20 protein-coding genes and 2 tRNA genes are annotated in these 24,397 nt (G+C 41.0%); 7 read left to right on the top strand and 15 right to left on the bottom strand.

Annotated features, from left to right (window positions below; genetic code table 11):
• Positions 1–102: 102 nt before the first annotated feature.
• From ACAX20_RS07430 to ACAX20_RS07440, 3 genes are all read left to right on the top strand, one after another.
• Entirely contained in the window at positions 103–351 is a 249-nt protein-coding gene (locus ACAX20_RS07430) for a helix-turn-helix transcriptional regulator (protein ID WP_371185059.1), read from the top strand.
• A 99-nt stretch (positions 352–450) separates the two neighbouring features.
• Positions 451–2,505, top strand: coding sequence for a hypothetical protein (locus tag ACAX20_RS07435; protein WP_371185061.1), 2,055 nt, complete (start codon positions 451–453; stop codon positions 2,503–2,505).
• A gap of 478 nt (positions 2,506–2,983) precedes the next feature.
• Positions 2,984–4,252, top strand: a complete 1,269-nt coding sequence (locus tag ACAX20_RS07440) for a hypothetical protein (RefSeq protein WP_371185063.1) — start codon at positions 2,984–2,986, stop codon at positions 4,250–4,252.
• A 416-nt stretch (positions 4,253–4,668) separates the two neighbouring features.
• On the opposite strand, the gene ACAX20_RS07445 is transcribed toward ACAX20_RS07440, so the two are convergent.
• The 6 genes from ACAX20_RS07445 to ACAX20_RS07470 all read right to left on the bottom strand — a co-directional run bounded on the left by ACAX20_RS07445 (position 4,669) and on the right by ACAX20_RS07470 (position 8,673).
• Entirely contained in the window at positions 4,669–5,163 is a 495-nt protein-coding gene (locus ACAX20_RS07445; protein ID WP_371185065.1) for a hypothetical protein, read from the bottom strand.
• A complete protein-coding gene (locus ACAX20_RS07450; protein ID WP_371185067.1) occupies positions 5,163–6,269 on the bottom strand; it encodes a tyrosine-type recombinase/integrase in 1,107 nt (368 codons plus the stop codon). Before ACAX20_RS07450 ends, ACAX20_RS07445 begins: the two co-directional genes overlap by 1 nt.
• Positions 6,167–6,409: an integrase arm-type DNA-binding domain-containing protein gene (locus ACAX20_RS07455; protein ID WP_371185069.1), complete on the bottom strand. Its 243-nt coding sequence runs from the start codon at positions 6,407–6,409 to the stop codon at positions 6,167–6,169. Before ACAX20_RS07455 ends, ACAX20_RS07450 begins: the two co-directional genes overlap by 103 nt.
• A gap of 151 nt (positions 6,410–6,560) precedes the next feature.
• Positions 6,561–6,637: transfer RNA gene (locus tag ACAX20_RS07460), tRNA-Pro, on the bottom strand.
• 111 nt (positions 6,638–6,748) lie between these two features.
• Entirely contained in the window at positions 6,749–8,431 is a 1,683-nt protein-coding gene (locus ACAX20_RS07465; RefSeq protein WP_371185071.1) for a DUF3413 domain-containing protein, read from the bottom strand.
• A gap of 26 nt (positions 8,432–8,457) precedes the next feature.
• Positions 8,458–8,673 (bottom strand): DUF1414 domain-containing protein, encoded by a 216-nt coding sequence (locus ACAX20_RS07470; protein ID WP_371185073.1) that lies wholly within the window; start codon positions 8,671–8,673, stop codon positions 8,458–8,460.
• A 106-nt stretch (positions 8,674–8,779) separates the two neighbouring features.
• Between ACAX20_RS07470 and yejK the strand changes: the two genes are divergently transcribed.
• From yejK to ACAX20_RS07490, 4 genes are all read left to right on the top strand, one after another.
• Positions 8,780–9,931 (top strand): nucleoid-associated protein YejK, encoded by a 1,152-nt coding sequence (gene yejK, locus ACAX20_RS07475; RefSeq protein WP_371185075.1) that lies wholly within the window; start codon positions 8,780–8,782, stop codon positions 9,929–9,931.
• Positions 9,932–9,995: 64 nt separating this feature from the next.
• Positions 9,996–11,027 (top strand): dihydroorotase, encoded by a 1,032-nt coding sequence (pyrC, locus tag ACAX20_RS07480; protein WP_371185077.1) that lies wholly within the window; start codon positions 9,996–9,998, stop codon positions 11,025–11,027.
• 18 nt (positions 11,028–11,045) lie between these two features.
• Positions 11,046–11,924 (top strand): 6-carboxytetrahydropterin synthase, encoded by an 879-nt coding sequence (locus ACAX20_RS07485; protein ID WP_371189608.1) that lies wholly within the window; start codon positions 11,046–11,048, stop codon positions 11,922–11,924.
• 52 nt (positions 11,925–11,976) lie between these two features.
• Positions 11,977–12,804 carry a M23 family metallopeptidase gene (locus tag ACAX20_RS07490; RefSeq protein WP_371189609.1) on the top strand — a complete coding sequence of 276 codons (828 nt, stop codon included), beginning with the start codon at positions 11,977–11,979 and terminating at the stop codon, positions 12,802–12,804.
• An 85-nt stretch (positions 12,805–12,889) separates the two neighbouring features.
• Here the strand turns inward: ACAX20_RS07490 and ACAX20_RS07495 are convergent, their stop codons facing one another.
• From ACAX20_RS07495 to ACAX20_RS07535, 9 genes are all read right to left on the bottom strand, one after another.
• On the bottom strand, positions 12,890–14,185 hold the full coding sequence (locus ACAX20_RS07495) for a site-specific integrase (RefSeq protein ID WP_371185079.1): 1,296 nt from the start codon (positions 14,183–14,185) through the stop codon (positions 12,890–12,892).
• Positions 14,186–14,703: 518 nt separating this feature from the next.
• Entirely contained in the window at positions 14,704–17,706 is a 3,003-nt protein-coding gene (locus tag ACAX20_RS07500) for an MlaD family protein (RefSeq protein ID WP_371185080.1), read from the bottom strand.
• A complete protein-coding gene (locus ACAX20_RS07505; RefSeq protein ID WP_371185082.1) occupies positions 17,699–18,346 on the bottom strand; it encodes a paraquat-inducible protein A in 648 nt (215 codons plus the stop codon). Before ACAX20_RS07505 ends, ACAX20_RS07500 begins: the two co-directional genes overlap by 8 nt.
• Positions 18,343–18,942, bottom strand: a complete 600-nt coding sequence (locus ACAX20_RS07510) for a paraquat-inducible protein A (protein ID WP_371185084.1) — start codon at positions 18,940–18,942, stop codon at positions 18,343–18,345. Before ACAX20_RS07510 ends, ACAX20_RS07505 begins: the two co-directional genes overlap by 4 nt.
• Before the next feature lie 121 nt (positions 18,943–19,063).
• Positions 19,064–19,630 carry a macro domain-containing protein gene (locus tag ACAX20_RS07515; protein ID WP_371189611.1) on the bottom strand — a complete coding sequence of 189 codons (567 nt, stop codon included), beginning with the start codon at positions 19,628–19,630 and terminating at the stop codon, positions 19,064–19,066.
• Entirely contained in the window at positions 19,599–20,057 is a 459-nt protein-coding gene (locus tag ACAX20_RS07520) for a hypothetical protein (protein WP_371185086.1), read from the bottom strand. Before ACAX20_RS07520 ends, ACAX20_RS07515 begins: the two co-directional genes overlap by 32 nt.
• 78 nt (positions 20,058–20,135) lie before the next feature.
• Positions 20,136–20,699 carry a phosphoribosyltransferase gene (locus ACAX20_RS07525; protein WP_371185088.1) on the bottom strand — a complete coding sequence of 188 codons (564 nt, stop codon included), beginning with the start codon at positions 20,697–20,699 and terminating at the stop codon, positions 20,136–20,138.
• A gap of 237 nt (positions 20,700–20,936) precedes the next feature.
• Positions 20,937–21,027, bottom strand: a tRNA-Ser gene (locus ACAX20_RS07530).
• Between the two features lie 187 nt (positions 21,028–21,214).
• Positions 21,215–24,142, bottom strand: coding sequence for an FAD-binding and (Fe-S)-binding domain-containing protein (locus ACAX20_RS07535; RefSeq protein WP_371185090.1), 2,928 nt, complete (start codon positions 24,140–24,142; stop codon positions 21,215–21,217).
• Positions 24,143–24,397 lie beyond the last annotated feature (255 nt).

Raw genomic sequence — 24,397 nt, forward strand, 5'->3', positions numbered from 1 at the left:
ACCTTATCATTCTTTTGTTATTTAAAAACAGTTTTTAAATAACGTGAGTATCTAAAAAGTCCAACTAGTCTAAAAATATCTTATATTGATTGGACAACGAAGATGAGAAAACTTATCAGACTCAACGAAGTACTAACACTTACAGCATATCCACGCTCCACATTATACCAACATATCAATGATGGACTATTCCCACCACAACTCACAATTGGTAACCGCTCAATAGCTTTTGTTGAAGAGGAAGTTGAAGCTCTCATTCAGGCACGTATTGCCGGAAAATCTAATGAGGAATTGAGAAAACTTGTAGCCGATCTTAAATCAAATCGCTCGGAGTATTCCTCTAAGAAATAAAAAACGCTACTGAAGTAAAAACAACAGTAGCATCCTTCTAAACAGTGCGTGGATGTTTTGCAGACGTAAACGCACTATCATCATAAGGATAACATACTTATGAAAGATATCCCCTTATGTTCGGGTTACGGCCCGTATCACACAGATAAAAAGAGCCCGTTGATTGGCGTTACTTTTGAGCATATTCAAAACTTAGTTGACTCACCTCAACAAGTTAGTAAAGAGAATTCCCTTTGGGCTATACCTAGCTCATTATTCACTCGCGATTCTAATAAGCAATCAATAGATGGCAGTTACTATTTTTTATGGGCAGACATAGATGAAAGTCATTACTCGATAAACGAGTTAGCTAATATAGTTGGGACCTTGGATTGTTGTTTTGAACTTTATACGACTAAAAGCTCTATAATTGAAAAGCCGAGGTTTCGAATATTAATCCCACTTCCTTACCCAATCACAATGGTTAATTGGGTGTTGTCTCAAAAATGCTTATCAACGTTTTTACAGACTCATTCGATAATTACCGACAAATGTGCAGAGCGTCCAACTCAATTATGTTACTTGCCTAATAGGGGAGAACACTACGATTCTATTTCTGAACGTGCTAAGGCACTATTTGATATAAATATTTGGCAAGGCCAAATGGTACATTTTCAAGAAGAAGAAAAGCGAAGAGAGCAAACATCAATCCAACGTATGCATGAAAAAACGCAACTTAGACAAGCATCAAGTTATGCTCAAGAAACTTCACTTATAGACCAATTTGATAAAGATTATCCGGTTGAAAAAATTTTACTTATGAAAAATTATGAGCAGCTAGGTGCTGATAAATTTAGACATCCAGCCAGCGAATCAGGAAGTTTCAGTGCAAGAGTTTTAGATGGGAGAGTTCATTCACTAAGCAATGCCGACCCTTTGTTTTCGGAAGAAGGTGCACATGATAGCTTCAGTGCCTTTACTGTTCTATTCCATAATGGTGATATAGATAGAGCATTAAAAGATGCAGGCGATCATTGGGTATTCGTAAATGGTCAATCATGGAATGAAGCTCACCGAAGTAATCAAGCTACTCTAGATAGCAATCATAATAATTGCGTTAAACATAACATTGGCGATAACTCAGAAGATTGCGTTGTTGACTTGTCCAAATTTTCAATATGTCCAGACATAGATGAAATGAAAACCCAGCTCAAAAATGATATTTATGTACTTTCGGGGATGGCAATACTTGGACAAGGTACCGTTTTCTATGCTGCACCAAATACAGGAAAAACTCTAATAGTATTAAAGTTACTTGCAGAGTCGATATCGGATGGCAATATCAAAGGTGAAGATGTTTATTATGTTAATGCCGATGATAACCTTTCAGGGTTAACGATAAAAGGAGAAATCGCTAAAGCAAATGGCTTTCATATGTTAGCACCAGGCTATAAAGGTTTTGAAGCTCATCAGTTATTGTCTTTGCTGGATCAATTGTGTGAATCAGGCCAAGCGAAAGGCAAGATTATAGTTTTAGATACTCTAAAGAAGTTTACAGACTTAATGGATAAGAAAGTAAGCTCTAACTTTGGAAATAAAACCAGGAAGTTTGTTGCACTGGGCGGAACACTTATTGCGCTGGCACATACAAATAAGCACCGTAACTCAGATGGCGAACCTGTTTTTGAGGGTACTGCTGATATTGTCGCTGATGTCGATTGCGTATATATACTCGACCTTAGGTCTGACGAAAATGACAATGGTGTCATAGAGCGCTGTATAACATTTAAGAACTTTAAAAGCCGTGGAGATGTACTCTCAGAAGTAACATACAAATATCAGAAAGTGCCAGGCCATGGATACAATGACTTGTTTCATAGTGTCAGAAAAGTCGATAATGACGAAGTTAAAAGAATTGCTGAGGAGCGAGCAATTTCTCTATTGCTTCTGGGTAATGAAGAAGCAATTGGAGCGATAACAAGCACGATAGAATCAGGTATAACCAAGACAGAAGCCGTTATTAACCATGCTAATAACGAGTCGGATATATCCAAACAAACGCTTCGCAAGGTTTTAAGAATCCATTCTGGTGAAGACTATAGCAAAGGACATCGTTGGAAGAGGGTTAGGGGTGATAAAAACACATATCATTATCACCTTCTCATCAACTTTTAGCCATTGTGTGGGGTGAAGTATATAAAGTATTAAGAGTATTAGATGAAAAACAAAAACAATGGCTTATTTAAAACTTCTAATACTTTTAATACTTAGGTTTTACGGGGGGTTGGTTTGACGTTGCTTTAGGTTTATTTCTACCGCCGACTCCCTATTTCTCACGTAAGTTGCATATATAGGTTGATCCCCATTGTATACATCTCCTGATGAGCCGTTAGTAGCAGAAATATCGCCGCCAGTTCCAAAGGGTATGTCTGAATACTTATACCCTCCCAAAATAGATAATTGTTTAATATAAGATCTTTCTACTAGGAAGATCTTTTACTTTACAGTGACGATAGTTTAAGTACAAACTTGCTCGGTACCTATATCTCGACACCGCTAGGGCCAACAATATCAAATAAGTACAATTTAATACGGTATGTAACTTTTTCTAAGAGTAATCTACTCGCGAATAGTTCTTTAGGTAAAATGAATAATGCGTTTAAAAAGTCAGATCATGTTTTTGATATTGGTTACTCTCATATTTAGTGGGTGTGGTGGAGGCTCTGAAAATGCACAGGAACAACCGGAGCTAGATGTTCCCTTACCTCCAACATATACACAGTTAATAGTAGACGAGAATGTTACAATTAAGAGTCGTATAAATACCGATATTCCGATAGAAGTATCTGGAGATAATGTCAGCGTTAAAGTGACCAGCTCATCGGAATTGTTAACTGTGAATGTCTCAGGCAGTTATTTGAGCTTTTATACTTCCAGTATAGAGCCGTTAACGCATAAGGTTACTGTCACGGCTAATGGTGATAGTGGTCAAGTATCTAAAGATGTAATGGTTGCAGTAGATCCATCTGTCAATTTTAAGGATATATTTATCGGCGGTGACATTGACTACGGATGTATTTTATCTGAACACTATAATGATTGCTGGCACATTATCGGTGATACTGGCCCTCAAGATTTTGGATTCACTTGGAAGGATGTTGAATCTGTTTTCGTCAATTATTTTGATGCTTGTTACATTATAGGCGCACAGATTTATTGTTCTGATGTTTGGGGGGATGATCCTATCGATACTTCCCTTTTTCCTAGTCGCCATTACTTAAAAGCAATTAGAAGTGCTTTTCTTCATAGTTACGGAATTGTTGTACTGTATCGAGATGATAATGGGGATTACTATACTCATGAACTAACAACGAGATCATCACCGATAGATTATGACCGTTGGCATTCTGTTGCATACTTGGAGAGTGGTGGAATAGAGTGCTTTAGACCAGAAATGTATAACGATGAAATATGTGATACTTCAAACTCTATAACAAGTATTCTTGAGTTTGATTTAGAGGACATTATTATATACACCGATAAAAATGGTTTTGGTTATTATGTTAGGCCTGACGCAAAAAAGTATGAAGAAAAAGTAACCGCACTAGAAGCGTTCAAGCCACTAGTCTCTGAAGGTTCCCTTATGGTTAAGCTGCATAGTTATCCAAACAAATTTGGCTTTATTGATAAGGATGGCTTTATTACATACTTCGATATTACAAGCGAAAACGGACAAGATGTTGACCATACTTTACGTTACTATATTTGGCATCATCGTACTGAAATAAAAGCTAAAAAACTTTTAAGAGATATGGGAGGGCCTGAGGTTTGTTATATAACTGAGACGTCGCGGGTAGAGTGTCTGAATAGTGATAAAACGATTAATAAATCAGTTCCATGGGAAGTCTCAACATATGACTAATTTAATGAACCTATGAACACCTAAAAATTTAATATATTTTGTTTTGAGGTAATATGTGCCGTTTGTCAAGATGCTTAGCTAATTGAAAGAGCTGGTTTAGTATGTGATTAGTTAATTTTATTTGTAGTGGTCAAGTTAAATTGGCCACAGTTTTATAAGGGTGGGTAACTGAGTAAATCTATATAATAAATATGTATATTTACCGATTGGGTAAGATACAATTTATAGTGTTAATTGGGGCTTACGCCCCCTATTATTAATCAGCAACACTACAACCATCGACTTCAGGTATTTCATATTCACCAGCTTCACTTCCAAAATTTAGATTTAGTATGGTAGTCGTGCTTACCTTTTTATGAATAGCTCAGAAGGAGGGCTGGCAGGTTATTCAGCCAAGATAACCGTTGTAGCTTAAATTAATAACCCCGTTTGATTAATAACTGACGCAAATGTTTTACTGTTTGAATTCCTAAATTAAAGCCATCCTTAAATGATTGATCACTGATCATTTTATCCAAGTCACCATTAGTAATTTGAGGGCGTTCAGACTTAATTTTTAAATAAAGTTCTTTTACATATATAACCCTAGCTTCTTTAACATCAAAGGGAGTGTTTGATTTTCTAGTTAACTTGCCAACCTCATTGTATTTCTCACTTGGAGAGTAGGGGTGGCCAGTCTTCTTAAGTTGCATAGTAAAGTGCTTTGCCATAATACGGCCGGTCAGCTGTAGTTTTCGGCTTTCAGGTATATCAGTCTCGTCTAGTTCTTTTAATAAGTAAAAAAATACCTCTTGCAAACCATCAATAATCCATTGATCGCCTTCGTCCACAGTTTTAATATCTCTGCGGATAAGCAGTTTGAATAGTGACATTGGGTTGTGGGTCCCATCAAGTACTCTTAATATGCTCATTAATACGCTCCTATTATGTTTGTTATAGCGCCATCAAACTTAGAGTTTTGATCGATATGATCAGACCAATATTGCATTAACTCTCGGCGTTGGGTTATGTATTCGGCGCGGTTGTAGGCTCTTCGCACTTGGTTTTGGTCAACATGCGCCAATGCTGCTTCGATTACGTCATAGTCTTTGCCATGTTCATTCAAGGTGGTACTAGCTAACGCGCGCAAGCCATGGGCTACTAGTCGGCCTTTAAAACCATTTCTCTTAAGCATCATATTCACTGTTTGGCTATTCGCGTGTGAAAGGGGATCTTTGTTGCTTGGGAATAAGTAAGGACGATGGCCATTTACTAATTGAATATGTTTTAACAAAGCAAAGACTTGCTCAGACATTGGAATAATGTGCGGTTTTCTCATCTTCATCCGTTCTGGCGGTAAAGTAATTAAGCGCTTATCAAAGTCGATATATATCCATTGCATGGTAGCCGCTTCAATAGGGCGTACCATCGTGTGGAGTTGTAATAAAAACATCCAGTAAGTATTTTTAGAAATACTGGCAGCGGATATCCGTGACATAAGCTCAGGTAATTCGTCTGGTGAAATTGTTAATTGACTTTGCTTAGCTGGCGCTGGAAGCGTTTTTGTTAAGTCAGCTAAAGGGTTGAACTCTATGACACCTGAAGCTACTGCTAGGCGCATAACTTCGTTCAAAAACATCGATATTCTTTTAGCTGTTTCCCTCTTATCTTCGAGGATTAATGGTTGCATGAGAGGGGTTATATGCTTAACTCTGACGTCACGGATAGGTAAGTCTTTTATGTAGGGGAGGATATAATTTTTTAGCGAATTATAGGCTTTGGTTATTGTCGTTTCCTTAACCTCTTTAGCTTTTTTCTCTCGCCAATGCTCAACCCAGACTCCTAGCGTATTTTCCAAGCTGTCTTTCTCAAACTCATTATGACTATCGCGTTCAGCTTTTGGATCGATGTTCTTAGCAAGTAGCTCACGAGCATTTAACCGTAATTTTCTAGCTTCTGCGATATTAATTGAGGGTAGAGGCCAAAACTTATTGTGGTACGTTTTTTGGTATATGGGCGGGTATAGTTGAAAATCCATGACTTTGAGCCATTGGGTTTTACCTGCAATTGAAGGCCGTCACCATCTGATAACTTATAAACTTTAACTTTGGCTTTAGCTTGTTTTACTTCGGTATTGGTAAGAGGTTTAACGATTCTTGCCACGTTTAGCAGTACCATTAGCTACTATTTTTGTCTGGTACTGCTAAGAATACTGCAAGATATTCTGGATGTCACGAGACTAACTGGACAAATTCAGACATTAAAAATTGTCTAATCCCATGTTTATTATGGTGTTTAGGACATCTTCAGATGTCCTAAGACAAGTATATGGTCGGGATAGCAGGACTTGAACCTGCGACCTCACGTCCCCCAGACGCACGCGCTACCAGACTGCGCTATATCCCGAAATGTTGTTTTTGTTGGCAACGACGTCAATTGTTATGAAAAGTGCGTTGATTTGCAATAGCTTTTTTATCGTTTTGACTTGTTCGGTTAAATTAACACCACTCTGGTCAACTACTGTTCAGTAGGATTGTTCTTTTGACTAAATAGATTGAGTTGATTCACACCATCGATCAGCATCGGCAAATCGCTTTCTTCGCTGATTACCGTATCCAAGGTTGTCGAATAACTGGTGAAATTACCTTGCTGATCAACCAAAATGTTTTTGTCTTTTTTGACGACAATTAAGCCGTCGCTGGTTGTGTTGGCAAACACTCGGTCATCACGCACTCGATAAACATTTACGCCATTGCCATAACTTTTGTAATCTTGGCCGCAATCAAACCAATAGCGCATTAAGGTGGTTTGCATATCCATATTGGACGTGACACGAGTAATCGCTTGGCCTTGTTTGTTTGGCCATATCAGCAATGACGGTTTGATGGATATCGCGTTTAGCTCTTGGTTGTCACCAAGCGATGCAATCCACACCACGTCTTTTTGAGCTTTTTGTTGTTGTGCAAGTAACAACGCATTTATGAATAACTCAAATTGATAGTCACTGGTTGCTTTGAAATAAAATAGGTGTAGGCCTTGTTCTAACCCATTAAGCTTATCGGCATAAACAAACCTTGAAATGTCTTTGTGCTGCTCCACTCGATTAAAGTGTTGTTGTAACCAAGAGGGCACAAGTTCGTCATTTTGTTCATCGCTGATGATACTCAGACTTGCTGTAACCTCACTTGCCGCCATCTGTTGAAACAGCATAGGTGTAGCGTTTTGCTTGCGCATGTCATCTTGATAAATCGTTGGTAGCGAGAACATTAAATTAAACCACGCATCGTGCTCTGTCGCGTTGTCAATGTGATTGAGTAACGGGCTGCCCTTAATAGCTGAGCTACTATTAAAGCGTTCGATTTGCGTTGTCGATAATCCTTTATCACTCAGTATAACAAACACTGAGTGGTTTTTGGCAGGATTGGCTGCACATTGTGCTGACAAGGTTGGATAGGTCGGCGCCGACTGAGTCAGTCGGTATGGGCTATTACGGCGTTCTTGGTAATCATTGATATCAAATAAGCCATATTTCGTTAATAAGGTTTTTGCCGTTGCCGGATAAGACATAGGCAACATGTTGTCTTGGCGCAGTACATTGTAGTCAAGCTTCGCATCCGCATAAATGTGGGTAACGTGGCTAAATACAAAACAAATCAATATAATGCCAATAACAAACTTAGGGAACATACGTTGCTGCAGTTCACGCAGGTGCTTCCATGCGTAGTTACTTACCAGAAGTTCAAACGCTAAAATCGCGATGACTGAGGCGAAGCCAATCGCTGCAAACGGGATCTCGGTATCACTTAAACGGGCGCTAACCAAATCAATAATTTGACTACTGGCGTCTAAATTTAGATGGTAACCAAGCTGATGGTAGGTAAATCCGTCTAACAATAACAAACTTAACACAACGGTAAATATTAACGAGGCTATACCACGTATCACCCGTGTTACCGGATACAGTAAGGTAAGAGGAAACACCGTTAGTAAGTACGCAACGAAGGTTAAAAATGCCATATGACTAACCCAAGTGGTTAACATATATGCTTTACTTAACCCTGTCGCTGGTACGCCTTCAGCGTCGAGAAAAATAAAGGCGATCAAAATGGCAGCACCAATATTGAAAAAGGTGAACCAATGGCCCCAACTAATTAATTTCAGTAATCGCTTACTGTAAGGAGATTTTTCTGTGTTAACCATGTAATTGATCGCCAAATTTTGTTATTTTATTGCGACGTAGACTGTTGTAGTGCTTTTGCGAAGTTTTGCACAATCGCTTCTCGTTGCTTTTCAGGAACCTGATTGGTGATGATAGTAGACAAAGCATTACCAAGACACATCAGTGCTAAATCTGTTGATACTTCTTCTTTAACAAGAACATCAAGGACATCCTGAACAATTTTTTCTACACGTTGGTTAGAATATTTCGATACAATAGGCATTATTTTTACAAATCCTGTTGGAAGATGGCCCTTATCAGGACGCATCGGATAGATAACAGTTTTTAGTTTATCAAAAGCTTACAGAAGATAAAACAAGCCAAAGCCCATGAGTTTAATTATAACGAACATTGATCTGCACTATATCACTAAATCCGAAAGCTCTTCGGACGTCACCGTCACGTCAAATAAAGGCATGATTGAAGTTAACGATAACATCAATGCCTTTATGGAAGCGCTTCATAAAACCTACAACAATAAAGGCAGTAAGTCATTTGGTGGCTTTAAGTTTGGTCCTGAAGTTGATAATGCACAAAGTTTTATGAAGCTAATGCAAGACTACTTAGATGACCAGACACAGTTTATTCCATTTTCAAATCAGGCGGTGATGCGTTTGAAGCAGGAGCTGGAAAAATATGACTTGGCTGAAACAGGGTATTTAGTGACCTGTCATTATGAAATGCTAGGTGGTCGCTATTTATTCGTTTGTTTGTTGCCGGTATCTGAGCATTATTATGTAGATGGCGAATTAAATATCGCTGCCGATAGTCACATTGACACCACAAAAATGCAATTGGCGGCCCGAATTGATCTGTTTGAATATCAACAGAACCCGCAATCAAATCGTTGCATTAGTTTTATAAAAGGTCGCGCGGGGCGCAAAGTCGCAGATTTCTTTCTAGAATTTTTGGGCTGTGAAGAAGGCATCGATGCCAAACAACAGTCTCAGTCCCTCGTTCAGGCGGTTGAAGACTTTGTCAATGTGAACCAGCTTAACCCTGAAGAAAAGCAAAATACCCGCAAAGAGCTTTTATCTTATTGTAAAGAGCAAAAAGAGCTGGGCCAGGACGTTAAACTTAAAGATGTTGCTGCCGCCATTAACGTTGATGACAACGGCGAAAATTTTTACCAGTTTTGCCAGCAAAATGATTATGCTTTGGAAGAAAGCTTTCCTCACGAGCAATCGGTCATTAATAAAGTAACTAAATATTCGGGTTATGGCGCTGGGATCAGTGTGAGCTTCGAGCGCTCACATTTTGGCAGTGATGTGATTTACGATGCCGATAAAGGCACGTTAACGATTCACAAAGTGCCACCAAACCTAAAAGATCAACTATTGAAGTTATTAGCGGAGCCTTCAGTTAACTCGCAACACGACGATGCGAGTCAGGCACCTGCATCAGACGATGCGAGTCAGGCACCTGCATCAGATGATGCGAGTCAGGCACCTGCATCAGATGATGATAGTGCACCGTTTTAACACAAACTTTTAAAGTTACAGTACGTCTGTAACTGATTTTAACAATAACGTAGTAGAGAGACCCATGACACAAACCTTAACCATTACCCGACCTGACGATTGGCATGTACACTTACGTGACGGCGAGGCATTAAAAGATACCGTTCGCGATATCAGCCGTTACTTTGGTCGAGCTATTGTTATGCCAAACTTAGTGCCACCGGTAATGAATGCAGAACAAGCAAAGGGTTACTATGACCGTATCCAGGCTGAGAATAACAGCGCACACTTTGAACCACTCATGGTGCTTTACCTAACCGACAATACCACCGCTCAAGATATTAAAGATGCGGCCGAAAGTGGTATCGTTTATGCGGCTAAATTATACCCAGCTGGTGCGACCACAAATTCCGCATCAGGTGTTACTGATGTGAAGAATATCTACCCAGTGCTTGAAGCAATGCAAACTCACGATATGCCGTTGCTAATTCATGGAGAGGTGACCGATCACCATATTGATATTTTTGATCGTGAAAAGCAGTACATCGAAACCATTTTAACGCCGCTAGTAAAAGCTTTTCCAAACCTACGTGTTGTGCTCGAACACATCACCACGAAAGACGCTGTCGATTTTGTAAATCAAGCTGGCGATAACATTGCCGCTACAATTACAGCACATCATTTAATGTATAACCGCAACCATATGTTAGCCGGTGGTATTCGCCCACATTTTTACTGTTTACCAATTCTTAAGCGCAATATTCACCAAAACGCGTTGGTAGAAGCGGCAACCAGTGGTAGCAAAAAATTCTTTTTGGGTACGGACTCTGCACCACATACGAAAGATAAAAAAGAAGCAGCGTGTGGCTGTGCAGGCGCTTATACGGCACATGCCGCTATTGAACTATACGCAGAAGTTTTTGAACAAGAAAATGCGCTAGAGTACCTAGAAGCGTTTGCGTCATTCAATGGTCCAGACTTTTACAAGTTACCACGTCATACAGAGACTATCACCTTAGTAAAAGAAAGCTGGGATGTACCACAAACCATGCCATTTGGTGGTGACGTAGTGGTGCCAATTAAAGCGGGTGAACAAATTCACTGGCAGGTAAAATAAGGTAACCTGATGAAAAACATGCAACTGTTCGTTAATGATCTAACGGTAATCGACTTTTCATATTTGTGTGAAAGCAGGGGCGTTGTCGGTGAAAGCTGGATCGTTGATGTGCTATTAGCGGGTGATTTAAACGCCGAAAGTATGGTTCTAGATTTTGGTATTGTAAAAAAACAAATAAAGGCCATTATTGATGACAGTGTTGATCATAAATTGGTTATTGCAGAGCAAAGCTCAGCCCTAACGGTGAGTAATTCTCATCGAGATGATCACCTATTTGTCGATTTTATTGATAATGACGTTCAGTTGTTTTTGCAATCTCCTTCTCAAGCATTTGTTTTTATCGATACCGACAAAATCACCGAAGAGTCAATAACGCGTTACTTGGAAAATGTTATAAAACAACAACTTCCAGAAAACGTTCAAGGATTAAAATTGACCTTGCGGGCTGAGAATATTGATGGTGACTACTACCATTACACCCACGGCCTAAAAAAGCATGATGGTAATTGTCAGCGTATCGCGCACGGACACCGCTCAACAATTGATATTTTTTGTGACGGTGAGCCGTCGCCACAATTAGAGCATTATTGGTGCCAGCGATGGCAAGATATTTACCTTGCCAGTGAAAGTGATACCGTAACTGTTAATGAAGTTGAGTTATCAGCACATGCACGTCAGCATTTAGCCGATGACCACCAGTTTTTCAGTTACTATGCTCCGCAAGGCCGTTTTGATATTGCTGTTCGTTCGGCGGTGTTGGAAGTGGTTGATTGTGATTCTACCGTTGAATTGTTAGCCGATTATATCGCACGGCAATTAAAACAGCGTGATTCAAAGCATAATTACCAAGTGGTCGCCTATGAAGGGGTTGGAAAAGGAGCCATTGCCTGTGCCTAAGAACCAATTAAAATCGTTTGTTAAACCACTCATTAAGCCATTAAGCAGTGTTATGCTGGCGTTATTGTGCTCTGCACAAGCGCTTGCAGACGTATCGTTGCGTTTAGAAGGTGAATTAACACAAGGCGGTTTATTGGTTGGCCAAACCGAGGCGGGTAATAAAGTATTCCTTAATGACAAACCATTAAAGGTTTCTCGCCACGGCTTGTTTGTCTTTGGTTTTTCTCGTGATGATACCGCGACACATGAGTTGAAAGTTATTGGCGACAATGGCGAGCAACGTGTTAAGTCGCTCACGCCAAGTGCTCGTCAATACAAGATCCAGCGTATCGAAGGCATTGATCAAAAAATCATGGAGCCAAGTAAGGAAGCATTAGCGCGAATTAAAAAGGATAATAAACAAATTCGCGCTGCTCGGGCAACAACGTCTAATCGCATTGATTTTGCTCATGGTTTTAAAGCACCCGCAACCGGGCCAATAACCGGTGTTTATGGTAGTCAGCGAATTTATAATGGTGTCCCGAAAAATCCGCATTATGGCATTGACTACGCAGGCCCCAAAGGCACGCCGGTATTGGCTCCAGCAGCTGGTGAAGTCGTACTTTGGGTACCCGACATGTTCTTTTCGGGTGGTACCTTAGTGATTGACCATGGTCATGGCATTACTTCGAGCTTTATTCATTTGAGTGCAGCTAACGTAAAAGTGGGTGATAAGGTTCTTCAAGGTCAACAAGTTGCTGAAATTGGTTCGACAGGGCGGTCAACTGGCCCGCATCTAGATTGGCGCATTAATTGGTATAATGTTCGTCTTGATCCGGCATTAGCACTGAAACTACCGAATTATCATACCTTTAAGCAAAAGACTGAACTATCTCAGTAGTATTAAGTTTACAAACATTGATATTAAAAACCGCCCAAGATAAGTAAATCATTTGAAGGCGGTTTTTTATGCCATTTATCGTCTGTTAGCGGCTTTCAATAATACGATTTTTACCGGACTTAGCACGTTCAAGATGATCGGACTGTACGTAAACTCGGTCAGTCGTGCCCATGCTGGCATGACCAAGCTCGTCAGCCATATGTTTTAATGGGCGAGAATCAATATCCATAGAGGCACCGGTGTGTCTTAACCAGTGGGTGGTGGCTTCTTTTAATGCTTGAGCTTCTTCTTTAAAGCCTTCACAAATCATTTGCTGGTAAGCATTATCAAAAGCCTTTTGGACGATACGACGTAATTGTCGAGAGGTCATGCCACCAGAGCCTTTTAATTTGTGCACTAAGGGATCTGTTTCGCTCGACAAAGGGTATCCAGATAAGCCACGACTATGGCGATACTGTTCTAGAAACGGTAAAAACGCTTTAGGAACCGTAACATCGCGTTGTTTTGCACCTTTACCAAACACTTTAAACCAGTGGTTTTTGTCTTTGTCTTGCCAAAAATGGCCCATAACAGGTGTCCAATTCGGGCGCTCAGATAATTCTGAAACACGTAAATACAAGGTTTTTAAGCAGGCTATGACAAATAATGTACGCTGGTGATCAGGGTTCTCCGCAGCCAATTTTTCTGTCGACTCCAAGATAAAATCCCATTGCAACGACGATAAGCGTTTAACTTCGGTATAGGAAGTATTTTTAATCAAATATGGACAATCTTTTTTAACTGAGGCGATGGCATTACCAAAAGCATAATCTTCAGTAACGAGATAATCGTAATACACGTTGAGTACCGAGAATGTAGCTTTTAAGGCATCTTGCGAGCACTGATAATTTTGCTTTTTTTTATTAAAATCAATGTCGTCAGCTCGCTGAGATTTCGGGATCTTAATCGTGAATGGTCGCCATAAGGGATTTATATCACGAATGCCGTTACGTTGTTCAAAGCGTCGATAGACATTATCCGAAATCCATTCAACCGGCGGTTTATGGATAAAATCGATATACGATTCTAAATCACGGCGCTTTAAATGCACCACAGATTTTTTACAGATCAACCAGCTCCAAAGTAATAGTTTTTCTGTTTCACCACGAAACAAATTATAGGTCGCTTCGTTACGACGTCCTTTAGACTGCAGGAACTCTTTGGTGGCGCGGTAATCTTCAAGTGCGCCATTTACTGAACAATCTATCTCTGTGACAAAGTGTTTAACATTAGGCGTGTCATCATTAAACAATTGGTTTTTAGTTAACAATTGAAAGTAGCGATGCGAGTCGAACAACGGCTCGGCGATAAACAGTTTGTTATCAGTTTTTTGATGAGACATAAAATAAGTTCGTTATAGTTATTAATATCGTAAAGAGATCACAATCCATACGCAAAATAATTAACGCGCATAGACGCATGATGAAAGACGTATCGTTAAGTTACTGATATCTGATAATCATCATCATAAACAGCGAACATGAACACAACGTGTAATAACGTCATAATAACAGCCAAAATCCAAATGTCCACTAATTAACATTAACGGAAATTTGATTGGGTGAAAGCATGCCCTGTGGCTATGTATATCACTAAGTCTGTGTTTGGCTGTTTATGCGTTTCTCTATAAATCAGCAAATTAAAATTAACCTCAAATATAACATGCATTTACGCGCGTCTGTGTAAAATCTGGGTGTGATGACAGCCAAAACAATTTTATTTTTTACGTACAAGCGCGCAAATTCATCCTAAAAAGCTCTTAATGTGTTGATTTTATTAGCCTACAGCAATATTTATAAAGATTTGAATGACCCTTTATTTAGGTCTATCCTGTCGATTACGTGGTTTAGGCGGCCATTATCAGTTAACGGGTTTGGTTAGTACTGGTTGCCACTCTAGCCATTGAGACTGCGGTTTGTCGTGTAACCAAAATTGATGACCAGAGTCGATTCCGTCTGTTTTACCATTTGGTGTGACAAAAGCAATGCCACCGGCAAGCAAGCTGTCGATACTTTCGGTTGACACTTGAACACCTGATATCAAGCTGGCATCAATGTCGATACCACTGACATTGTAGAATTTGCTTTGCAAACGCAACAAATGCGCATGTTCTTCATAAATATGCGCATAAATTCGCACACCGTCAGCAAAATGATTCAGCTCAACCCCGAGCACTTCGCCAACCTTGATTTGCCTATAGTATATTGGGCTTTCTCTGTCTATCGATCCTCGGTGCGACGCATTTACAACCACATTTAAGCCATGTGTTAATGAGGTAACAACAGGCTCTCGTAATAGTCCGGTAAACTCTATTGCAGTGTTGGCACCGTTACCTGGCAAAACTTTGATAAAGTTGCCAACAAAGTATGCGATGGGATCTTTTACTTTGGCAATATTCACTTCTGGTGTCACCAACCAATATTTAGCGCCATGGCGAGTGAGTCCTTGATATTTATCATTGATGAGCGCGGTAACTTTGGTCTTTGTTAATTGTTTATTGAGAACAACATCAATGACTTTACCTACCACATGATCTTGATATTGTATTTGCGCATTAGCTTTTACATCAACCACTTGGTCAAAGTTTATGGTGATTTTATTACTACCATAGCCAATCGAATCGAATGAGGAATACAAAGTAAACGACTGCATCTCTTGTGCAAGTTCGTTAGCGCTTTCGTTTTCACCGGAAACACTTGGCAGATATAACGCGATACCACCACGTATTATGGTATCTAAACTGTCAGTTTTCACATCGACACCTTGCAAGTTTGCATTGAATGAAATGCCGCTAGCATTATAAAAACTCGATGATTGTCGTACTAAATGTCGGTAAGCCTCATCTATTGTTAAAGAAATCACCACATTTGAACCGTCCTCATTCAGATCAACCTTATCTACCTGACCAATGACCATCGATTTATATGTGATAGGCGTTCCGCGTGTTAATCCATACGTACTTTCGGCGTGCAATATCAACTGCAATCCCGTATCACTCGGTTTATTATCGGGTACCTGGCTCAACAAGGAAAATTGTTGTTTTAATGCGCCGTCACCGGGTTTGAGTTGTAAAAATGCTCCTTCTATAAAGGCATTTAGTCCGGATATATTAGCGCTACTCAGCTCGGGTTCAACAATCCATATTTGACTGCCCTGCCGAAATAATGTTTTGTAATGAGGGCGATAACCCACCGTAACAAGGTTTGTATTTGCATCCTTGGCTTTGACATTGGTGACTATACCTATGTCTTTTTCACCGTATTTTAATTTGGTGATGCCTTTGATCAGAGGATATTGATTAGCCGCTTCTAGGGTTATATATTGTGAATTTAACGCGTCATCTAAGCTTGAACGCAATACAAATGTGTGACCATCATTGATCGATTTAGCCTGATTAAAATCAAGGGTTTGAAAGCCAATTCCGCCTGAAATTAATGACTCTAACGGTGCTGTTCGAAGCTTAAATGAACGAAGAGTACCTGACAATTCAACCCCCCCTTGCTCAAAAAATACGCTACTGGCATTGACTAAATGTGCGAATTTAGGCTGGATATGGATGTGTGTAGTAAATTGCTGTTTATCATCGTTAAGGCGATGTCCCTGAACCGTGCCAACAGGCATGTTGCGATAGTACACTGTAGCGCCAACCGGAACCGACTCAATATTATCAGTGAGCAAATTGACGTGTAAGCCTGGGGCATTGAATGTTAACGGCGGTTTCGTTGCTAATACCGTGAATTCTCGTCGTGGCTCGCCTTTACCAGTAAGTCGGAACGTGACGTAGGGACCACTCAATAAATGTTCTATATTTTCAATACCTTGCAGGCTTATTGTTGGTTTTTCTAACCAAAATTGCATCGTTGATAATAAATAAGGTTCTAACCGAGGATCGAGTAACACGCGTGCCGTCAAGCCCCCATGGGCTGCACTATAAGCAAAATCGACCACCTCACCGACATCGCCCCCTTCAAAAATAACTTTGGTAGACTCCGCTTTGATCCCCGAGTTTGGCGGAAAATGCATGGTTACTAATACACCTGCTTTTGCATCGTCAAAGTCTTTATAAAGACGAAAATCACTAAAATCCTCAACTTCATCAGCGCTTCTCGCTCGCGGCGTATGAAAGGCTATGCCACCACTGATCAGTGCAGAAAACGACTCTGTACGCACCTTGAACCCAGATAAATCGCCGCTAAACTCGACACCACTGGCGTGGTAAAATTTAGAATTAGCCGCCACTAAATGTTGATATTCCTCGTCAATTAACACATTGATGGTTAACAGATCGTTATCTTCTGATAATCGGTAGCCGTATACTTCCCCTACTTTAATTTGCTTATAAAAAACGCCGGTGCCGTGGGATATGGAGCCAAGTTCTCTGGCATATAGAGTCAAGTGCAGTCCCGGCGCATCGGCCGATCGTAGCGGTGGCCGTTTTAGTGCGTCATATTGGCGTACAGACTGAACACCATCGCCTGGCATAAATTCAAAATAATTCCCGGTTAAGACAGTGTCTAAACCAGAAATACCAGATAAACTGATCTCTGGCTTAACTAACCAAAGTTTGCTGTTTTCGGTTAAATAAGGTTTGGTTGAGGCGTCCATTTCAATGGTCACTAGTACGGTATCCAGATCTTCGAGCTTAAGTTTCTTAACGAGACCTACAGCGATACCCTTATAACGAACCTCGGTTTTATTTACGACGATTCCATCGGCACTGTGAACTCGAACTTGGATATCTATCCCCGCGTCACTGTATGATTTGAAAAGCAACCAGATACCAATCAACGCGGCAATACTTGGCAAAAGCCAAATTGCAGATAAACGCGATTTACTGGTGATGACGGCTTGTTGTTTACTCATAATTATTTTCTAGTGATTCGAGTCCATCTTGCTGATCCCAAAGTAATCGCGGATCAAAACTGTTTGCGGCAAATATGGTTAATATGACCATGATGCCGAACGCCGTTGCGCCAGGTCCCGCGACTACGTTAACCACGCTACCAATCTCTACTAGCGCAACCAATAATGCCACAACAAACACATCCAACATTGACCAACGCCCAAAAAATTCAATCAGTCGGTACAATATGGTACGCTGTTTTTGGCTTAGCCGGCTTGGTCGTTGTAGCGAAACGAGTAACATAAAAAGGCCTAAAATTTTCGCTAATGGCACAACAAAACTGGCAATAAATACAATTATAGCAATGGGATACATCCCTAGCTTAGTTAGTAACAAAATCCCTGATAAAATGGTGTCTGGTTGTCCTTGACCAAAATATAATATGGTCATAATGGGGTACGCATTTGCTGGGAAAAAGGCGATCAGGGAGCATATCGTCCATGCCCAGCATTTTTGCTCTGAATCGGTAATACGTTGCTGTACTTTTGTGTGGCAGCGGGGACAACGAGTCGCCTTAGATGATGGCGATTGAACCAATTGCTGACATACGTGACAACGAGCAAGCCCTTTTTCCATTGCTGAAGTACAGTGCTGGTTCATGCTACTTTATCCCAAATCAACTGTTTGTCTAATGTGACTTTCAACGATATGACACATAACATGACAGCGACGAAGCACACTAAGCCACTGTCGTAATGCAACTCGGCAAGATCCTTGAGTTTAAACACCGATACCAATATGCCGATAAGGAAGACTTCCAGCATTTCCCATGAATCAACATAGTGGTAATACACCATAAAATGATTAAACCAGGGCCGCTTAGTTTGTCGATACTTTACGCCTAAACTGACAACCAGTGCCGATAGTAATTTTACGAACGGGGTTAACACACAAAATAAGAATACCAACACCGAAACAAAATATAGCTCGCTTTGCCATAGCGCTTGGATACCCGCTAAAATACTCGCGGCATTCTCTACGGATAATACTTGTAAGGACATTAATGGATAGCCGATTGCGGGTAAAAATAGCATTAATCCGGCAATTGATAGCCCTATCGTTCTATTGATCGGATTATGCTTGCGATCAAGTATCAAATGGTTGCACCGCGGACACAACGCAACTTGCCCTTCTTCAAGAACGTCTATTTCGACTAATGCATCACATTGTTCACAGGCATATTGCGTTTGTTGCATCGTGTAGTTTGTTGATCATTTTCGGGCGATATATCTTCAGTGTGATGCAAAGCTTGACAATAGCAAGTCTGAGTCATTGGTATCACAAAACACTCCACACAAACCGACCACATAACTACAGTTAATATTGCCTCAACTGTTTGCACCATATCTCGTATACAGCTCTGTCAAAAAGATAAAAAGTACAGCGAATATGTTGATATTGTATTGCCGTGCATGCTTGAAAAGCGATATCTGCCGCCTCGTGTGCTGGGTAGTTATAGACGCCACAGGAAATAGCGGGCAAGGCAAGTGTTCGGCATTGATGTTGTAATGCTAATTCTAATGTACTGATGTAGGCTGAGTATAGTTGCTGCGCCACCCTATCATTTTGTCGATGATAAACAGGCCCTACGGTGTGAATAACAAACTTAGCGGCGAGGTTTCCCGCCACTGTGATCCGTGCTTGCCCCGTTGGACAGCGAACGCCTTGATCAACGTTTAGCTTTTTACACGCAGCCAAAAGCTCTGCGCCTGCGGCTTTGTGAATAGCGCCATCAACACCGCCACCGCCAAGCAATGTTGGATTGGCAGCGTTAACAATCGCATCGACTTGAGCCGTTGTAATATCAGCAAAGATCAGCGTGATATTGTGTCTTGTTGTTTCATGGTGGTCGTTAATTTTTATCCAAGCTCCTATTAACGTGATTTGGCGACAGGCTCAGCCAAACCTTTTGACCGTAAGCGATACCGTCAATGTATGGCGCGAGTACCTCAACGATATGAGCTGGATGAAAGTGAGCTGGTTTAGTTTCTGGATGCGGGTAATAAATAAGAGCTTGGTAGCATCGCTCGGCAAAAGCTAATGAACAATGACAGAAGCTAAATGTTTCAGGCTCAACACCTGGGTACCATGCTAATTTTTCAATTTGCTGATCGGGGTGTGTTAAAGCGAGTTGATAAGGCGAGATATCGATATTAATCGTACCTGAATAAAGACCCGTGATATCAATACCGATACGTTTAAAAAAGGGTAATTGCTGGCTAATACTACCGCCAATATAAGGGCAATCGCGAGCTTTTCCCGATGCGATTTGATGGCCTTTTACAATAATCCCAGGAATAACAAGGTTCACGTTATTTGCTAAGTCCTTTGTACATATTGTCGACTTATTTTAGGGTAATAAAAAAGGAGCCGAAGCTCCTTTTAATCATTATTCTTCAAATAATAAATCCATGATGTTGCTAACATCGGACTTACCTTTGGCAATCTCTTCGCGCGATAAACCTGATAGCTCATGCGGAAATACCAACCACTCATCAGATTCATGTACATAATAATCCGGTACTAAATCAACCTTGCTGTTTTGTGGCTTGTACCAAGGTGTTGCTACACGGATATCGGTTGGCGTGTTTAGGCGCATTAACTGTTGAATTTGTTCAATTAAGGCAACAACACTGCGACCTGAATCAAACACGTCGTCAACAATTAATAATTTATCGCCTGCGTTGGCATTTTCAACAAGATAGTGTAAGCCATGTACGCGGATTTCTTTTGATTGTTGGTTAATCCCATAGTACGAAGACGTGCGCACCGCAATGTGATCGGTTTCTATTTTACGAAAGTCGAAATACTCTTGAACAGCGATACCAATAGGTGCACCACCTCGCCAGATCCCAATAATAAAATCTGGTCGAAACCCGTCTTTATATACTTTGTGTGCTACGCGGAACGAGTCTTCTAATAATTCTTGTGCGGTAATAAAACGTTTATCCATCTTACTAATAACCTGTAACCTGATAAAACAAAATTTAATAAGCGAATTATAAACCATTTAGACAACAACGCTTGCTGATTAATGCGTTCGAAGTATTACCCGTTGAACTTACAACGAATGCGGTCGACTTATACTTCATAATCGAGCTAACTATTTAATAGCGTAATGTCTAATGCTTGTATGCGTGGTTAATTCGCTAAAAAAGAAAAAGCCTCGCAAATAGCGAGGCTTTCAATATGGCGGTGAGATAGGGATTTGAACCCTAGATACGCTACAAACGTATGCCGGTTTTCAAGACCGGTGCTTTCGACCACTCAGCCATCTCACCTGAGAAGTGCTGCGAATATTAAAGTCACTTTGCCTCGTTGTAAAGAGCAAAACGAAAAAAAAGTGTGTTTTTTTGTCCAAACCACACTGTTTGCACATTATGTAAGCAACCAATATTGTGGTCAGTATATTTATTATCCGTAATCCGCTCTCGAATACTCTTGTGACTTTCACAGTTCACAAAACATTTAATCTAATACGCGATCGAGCAAATAGAAAATCGACTGAAATGACATACCAGTATGCCGAGATAAGCCAATTTCACAACCGATATTGTTACTGTAGCCATGGTCACATACTGGATTAACATCAATATGTCGTAGCGCGTGGCGGTTAAGCTCAGGGTAATAAAAACCTTTATCTCCAGCAAACGCACAGCACGTGACATCTTCGCTAACTTGCACGTGTTCTGCACATGCACTGGCAACCGCCATTAAGCTATCTTGTGTATGCAGCCGTTTGCTACTACAACCAAGGTGTAACATGACGTCTGACGACCGTTTATTAATGGTCACATTAGGTAAAACGAGTTGCTCAATACACTGAGCTGGCTCGTAAACCTTGAAAGACCCGATATCAGCCAAACTTGCCTGCATAGACTCTATTATGTGCAGCGCGCACGATGCATTATCAATCAGTACAGGAAGTCGACCATGTTGGCTGGCTTGGTACGCGACCTGATGCATTTGCATGCCTTTTTGTTTAGCACTTTGTTCATCACCTTTACTATGAAACGATAAACCGCAACACAATGAAGCGCTTTCGGTTGGGATCACTACGTCATAGCCGGCTTTGTGCAGTACCCGAACAACCACTTCCGTTAACGAGCTTGCTTGATTTTGGCTACTAGGCGATAACATTCGCCCTGCACATGATGGCAAATAGACGATCGTTTTAGGTTTGTCATTTGCCTGACGGTACGGTGATACAAGCAATCCGTTACGGTGTGGTTTAGCCGCTTTGGGCCATGGTTTAAAATAAAGTGGCACGGTCCCCGCGGTTAAATGATTAAGCGCAGTTAATACTTTCTTTGTTCCTTCCTCACCTATCAATTGTTGCGTTGTACCCACCATATTAATGCCCGCTCGCGCTATTGCGGTTGCGCCATCAAAATGCTTAGCAAGGTAATTCATTGCTTTTGCCTTTAACGGCAATGATTTTAACCGTTGTTGACGAAGTTGCAGAATGAACTCACCAGTATTGATACCAACGGGGCATTGCAAGCCACATAATCCAGTTGCTGCGCAACTATCAATAGCTAAGTAATCAAAATCATTGAGCAACGCAGCTTGCTCTTGTTCAAGCTCGTCAAAATTCGAGTCAGTGATTTGTGTCGATAGTTGTTGGCTAGGTTGTTTATTTACCGGATCGTGCTTAAGGGCAACGATATTCTGCTCTAATTCAACAATACGACGCCAAACGGCAATGCGCTGTCGAGGGGTCATTGTTAAACCGTTCGACGGACACACAGCTTCGCAAAAACCGCACTCAATGCACGCGTCGATAACATCATTTGCCTTTGGTAAAGACTTTAAGTGTTTTAAATGGGCGTTAGGGTCATCGTTAATGATGACACCTGGATTAAGAATATTTTTGGGATCAAATAATTGCTTTATGTCGCACATGACTTGATACGCTTGCTCTCCCCATTCAAGCGCAACAAAAGGCGCCATATTTCGCCCTGTACCATGTTCCGCTTTTAATGAGCCTTGATATTGTTCAACAATCAACCGGCTCACGTCTGTCATAAAATGATTGTAGCGCTCTATTTGTTGCTGGTTGTCAAAGCGTTGCGTAAAGACAAAGTGTAAATTACCTGCCAGCGCGTGACCAAAAATAATTGCCTCTTTATAACCATGCTTATCAAACAAAGTGTGTAAGTCGGTGATAACCGCAGCCAAATGGTGTAACGATACCGCAATATCTTCGATAATCACGGTCGTGCCTACTTCTCGATTCGCTCCTACAGCCGGAAAGGTGCCTTTTCGTATTTGCCATAACTGCTCGTTACGACGCAGGTCACTGTCAAAACCAAGCGTTAAAGACGGTATGTATGAATAACGTTCAATCACTTCGGCGACACGATTTACTCGACTCGCCAGCTGTGAATCGCTGTCCGCAGTCACTTCTATCAGCAATGCCACGCCAGCGTCTGCTAAGTCGTTCATGTTAGCCGGCATAAGAGGTTGATCGGCAACGGCTAATAATGCTCGCTTATCGAGTAGTTCGACGGCGCTAACAAGATTATCCGTTAACTGTTGAACCAACTCACAGGCTTCACGAGTACTATCAAACATGAATATGCCGCTACTTTTGTGCTGCGCATCGGCCACTGTGTGATAGGTTATATCGGCAATAAAACCTAAAGTGCCCTCTGATCCTATTAGCACATGCTTAATAACGTCGACGGGATCGTTAAAATCAACTAAGGCATTGATGCCATAACCGGTGGTGTTCTTTAAGCGATATTTGTGTTGGATGAAATTTTTTAGCTGACTATTGCCAGTAACGCGCTCTTTTAATTGGTTAAGCCTATTTACCAATTGCGAATGGCTTGCTAAAAAACTCGCCCTGCTGCCCTCGTCTGCCGTGTTGAGCACACTGCCATCAGCAAAGATAATGGTCATATCTGCTAAGGTGTGGTAGCTATTATGCTTAACGCCACAACACATACCTGACGCGTTATTTGCGGCAATACCACCAATTTTGCAGCTATTAATTGACGCAGGATCTGGCCCAATTTTACGTTGATAAGGTTTTAATAACTGATTTGCTTTTGCGCCAATAACGCCCGGCTGTAAGGTTATTTTATGTCCTTGTTCACTGATAGTGTAACCTCGCCAGCCATCCGATAAGGTGATCAACACCGAATCGGTGATCGCCTGTCCTGACAAGCTGGTACCAGCGGCGCGAAATGTGACAGCGACCGAGGTTTGATGTGCCAGCGACAAAACTTGGCTCAGCTGCTCGCTGTTTTCGATGATTAATACCAGCTTAGGCGTAAGCCGATAAAAACTGGCATCGGTTGCGTACGCATAACGCTTTGCATAGTCGGTTATGATGGCATGTTGCGGTAAAAGCCTTGCCAGTTGTTGAGAGAATTGATCAAACGACATTTAAATTTGCATAGTTAACTATTTAGCTTAGAGCAATGATGACATTAACCAACTACCGAGATAACACTCTTGGCTAAGCGCACATTGTCGTATGTTTGTTTCAATATACGGGATGACAAGCTTACCCTGCAAGCTATTGTTTTATATGTTTATTGATGGAGGAAATAACGGGTAGGCACAAGGTGTTCGCAACGACTTTATACAGGTTAAAAAATCGCGCTAGAACATACGCCCCCTGAGAGGATAAACTGAGCA

Origin of the sequence: Thalassotalea sp. Sam97 (assembly GCF_041379765.1) — a bacterium.
GTDB classification, from domain to species: domain Bacteria; phylum Pseudomonadota; class Gammaproteobacteria; order Enterobacterales; family Alteromonadaceae; genus Thalassotalea_A; species Thalassotalea_A maritima.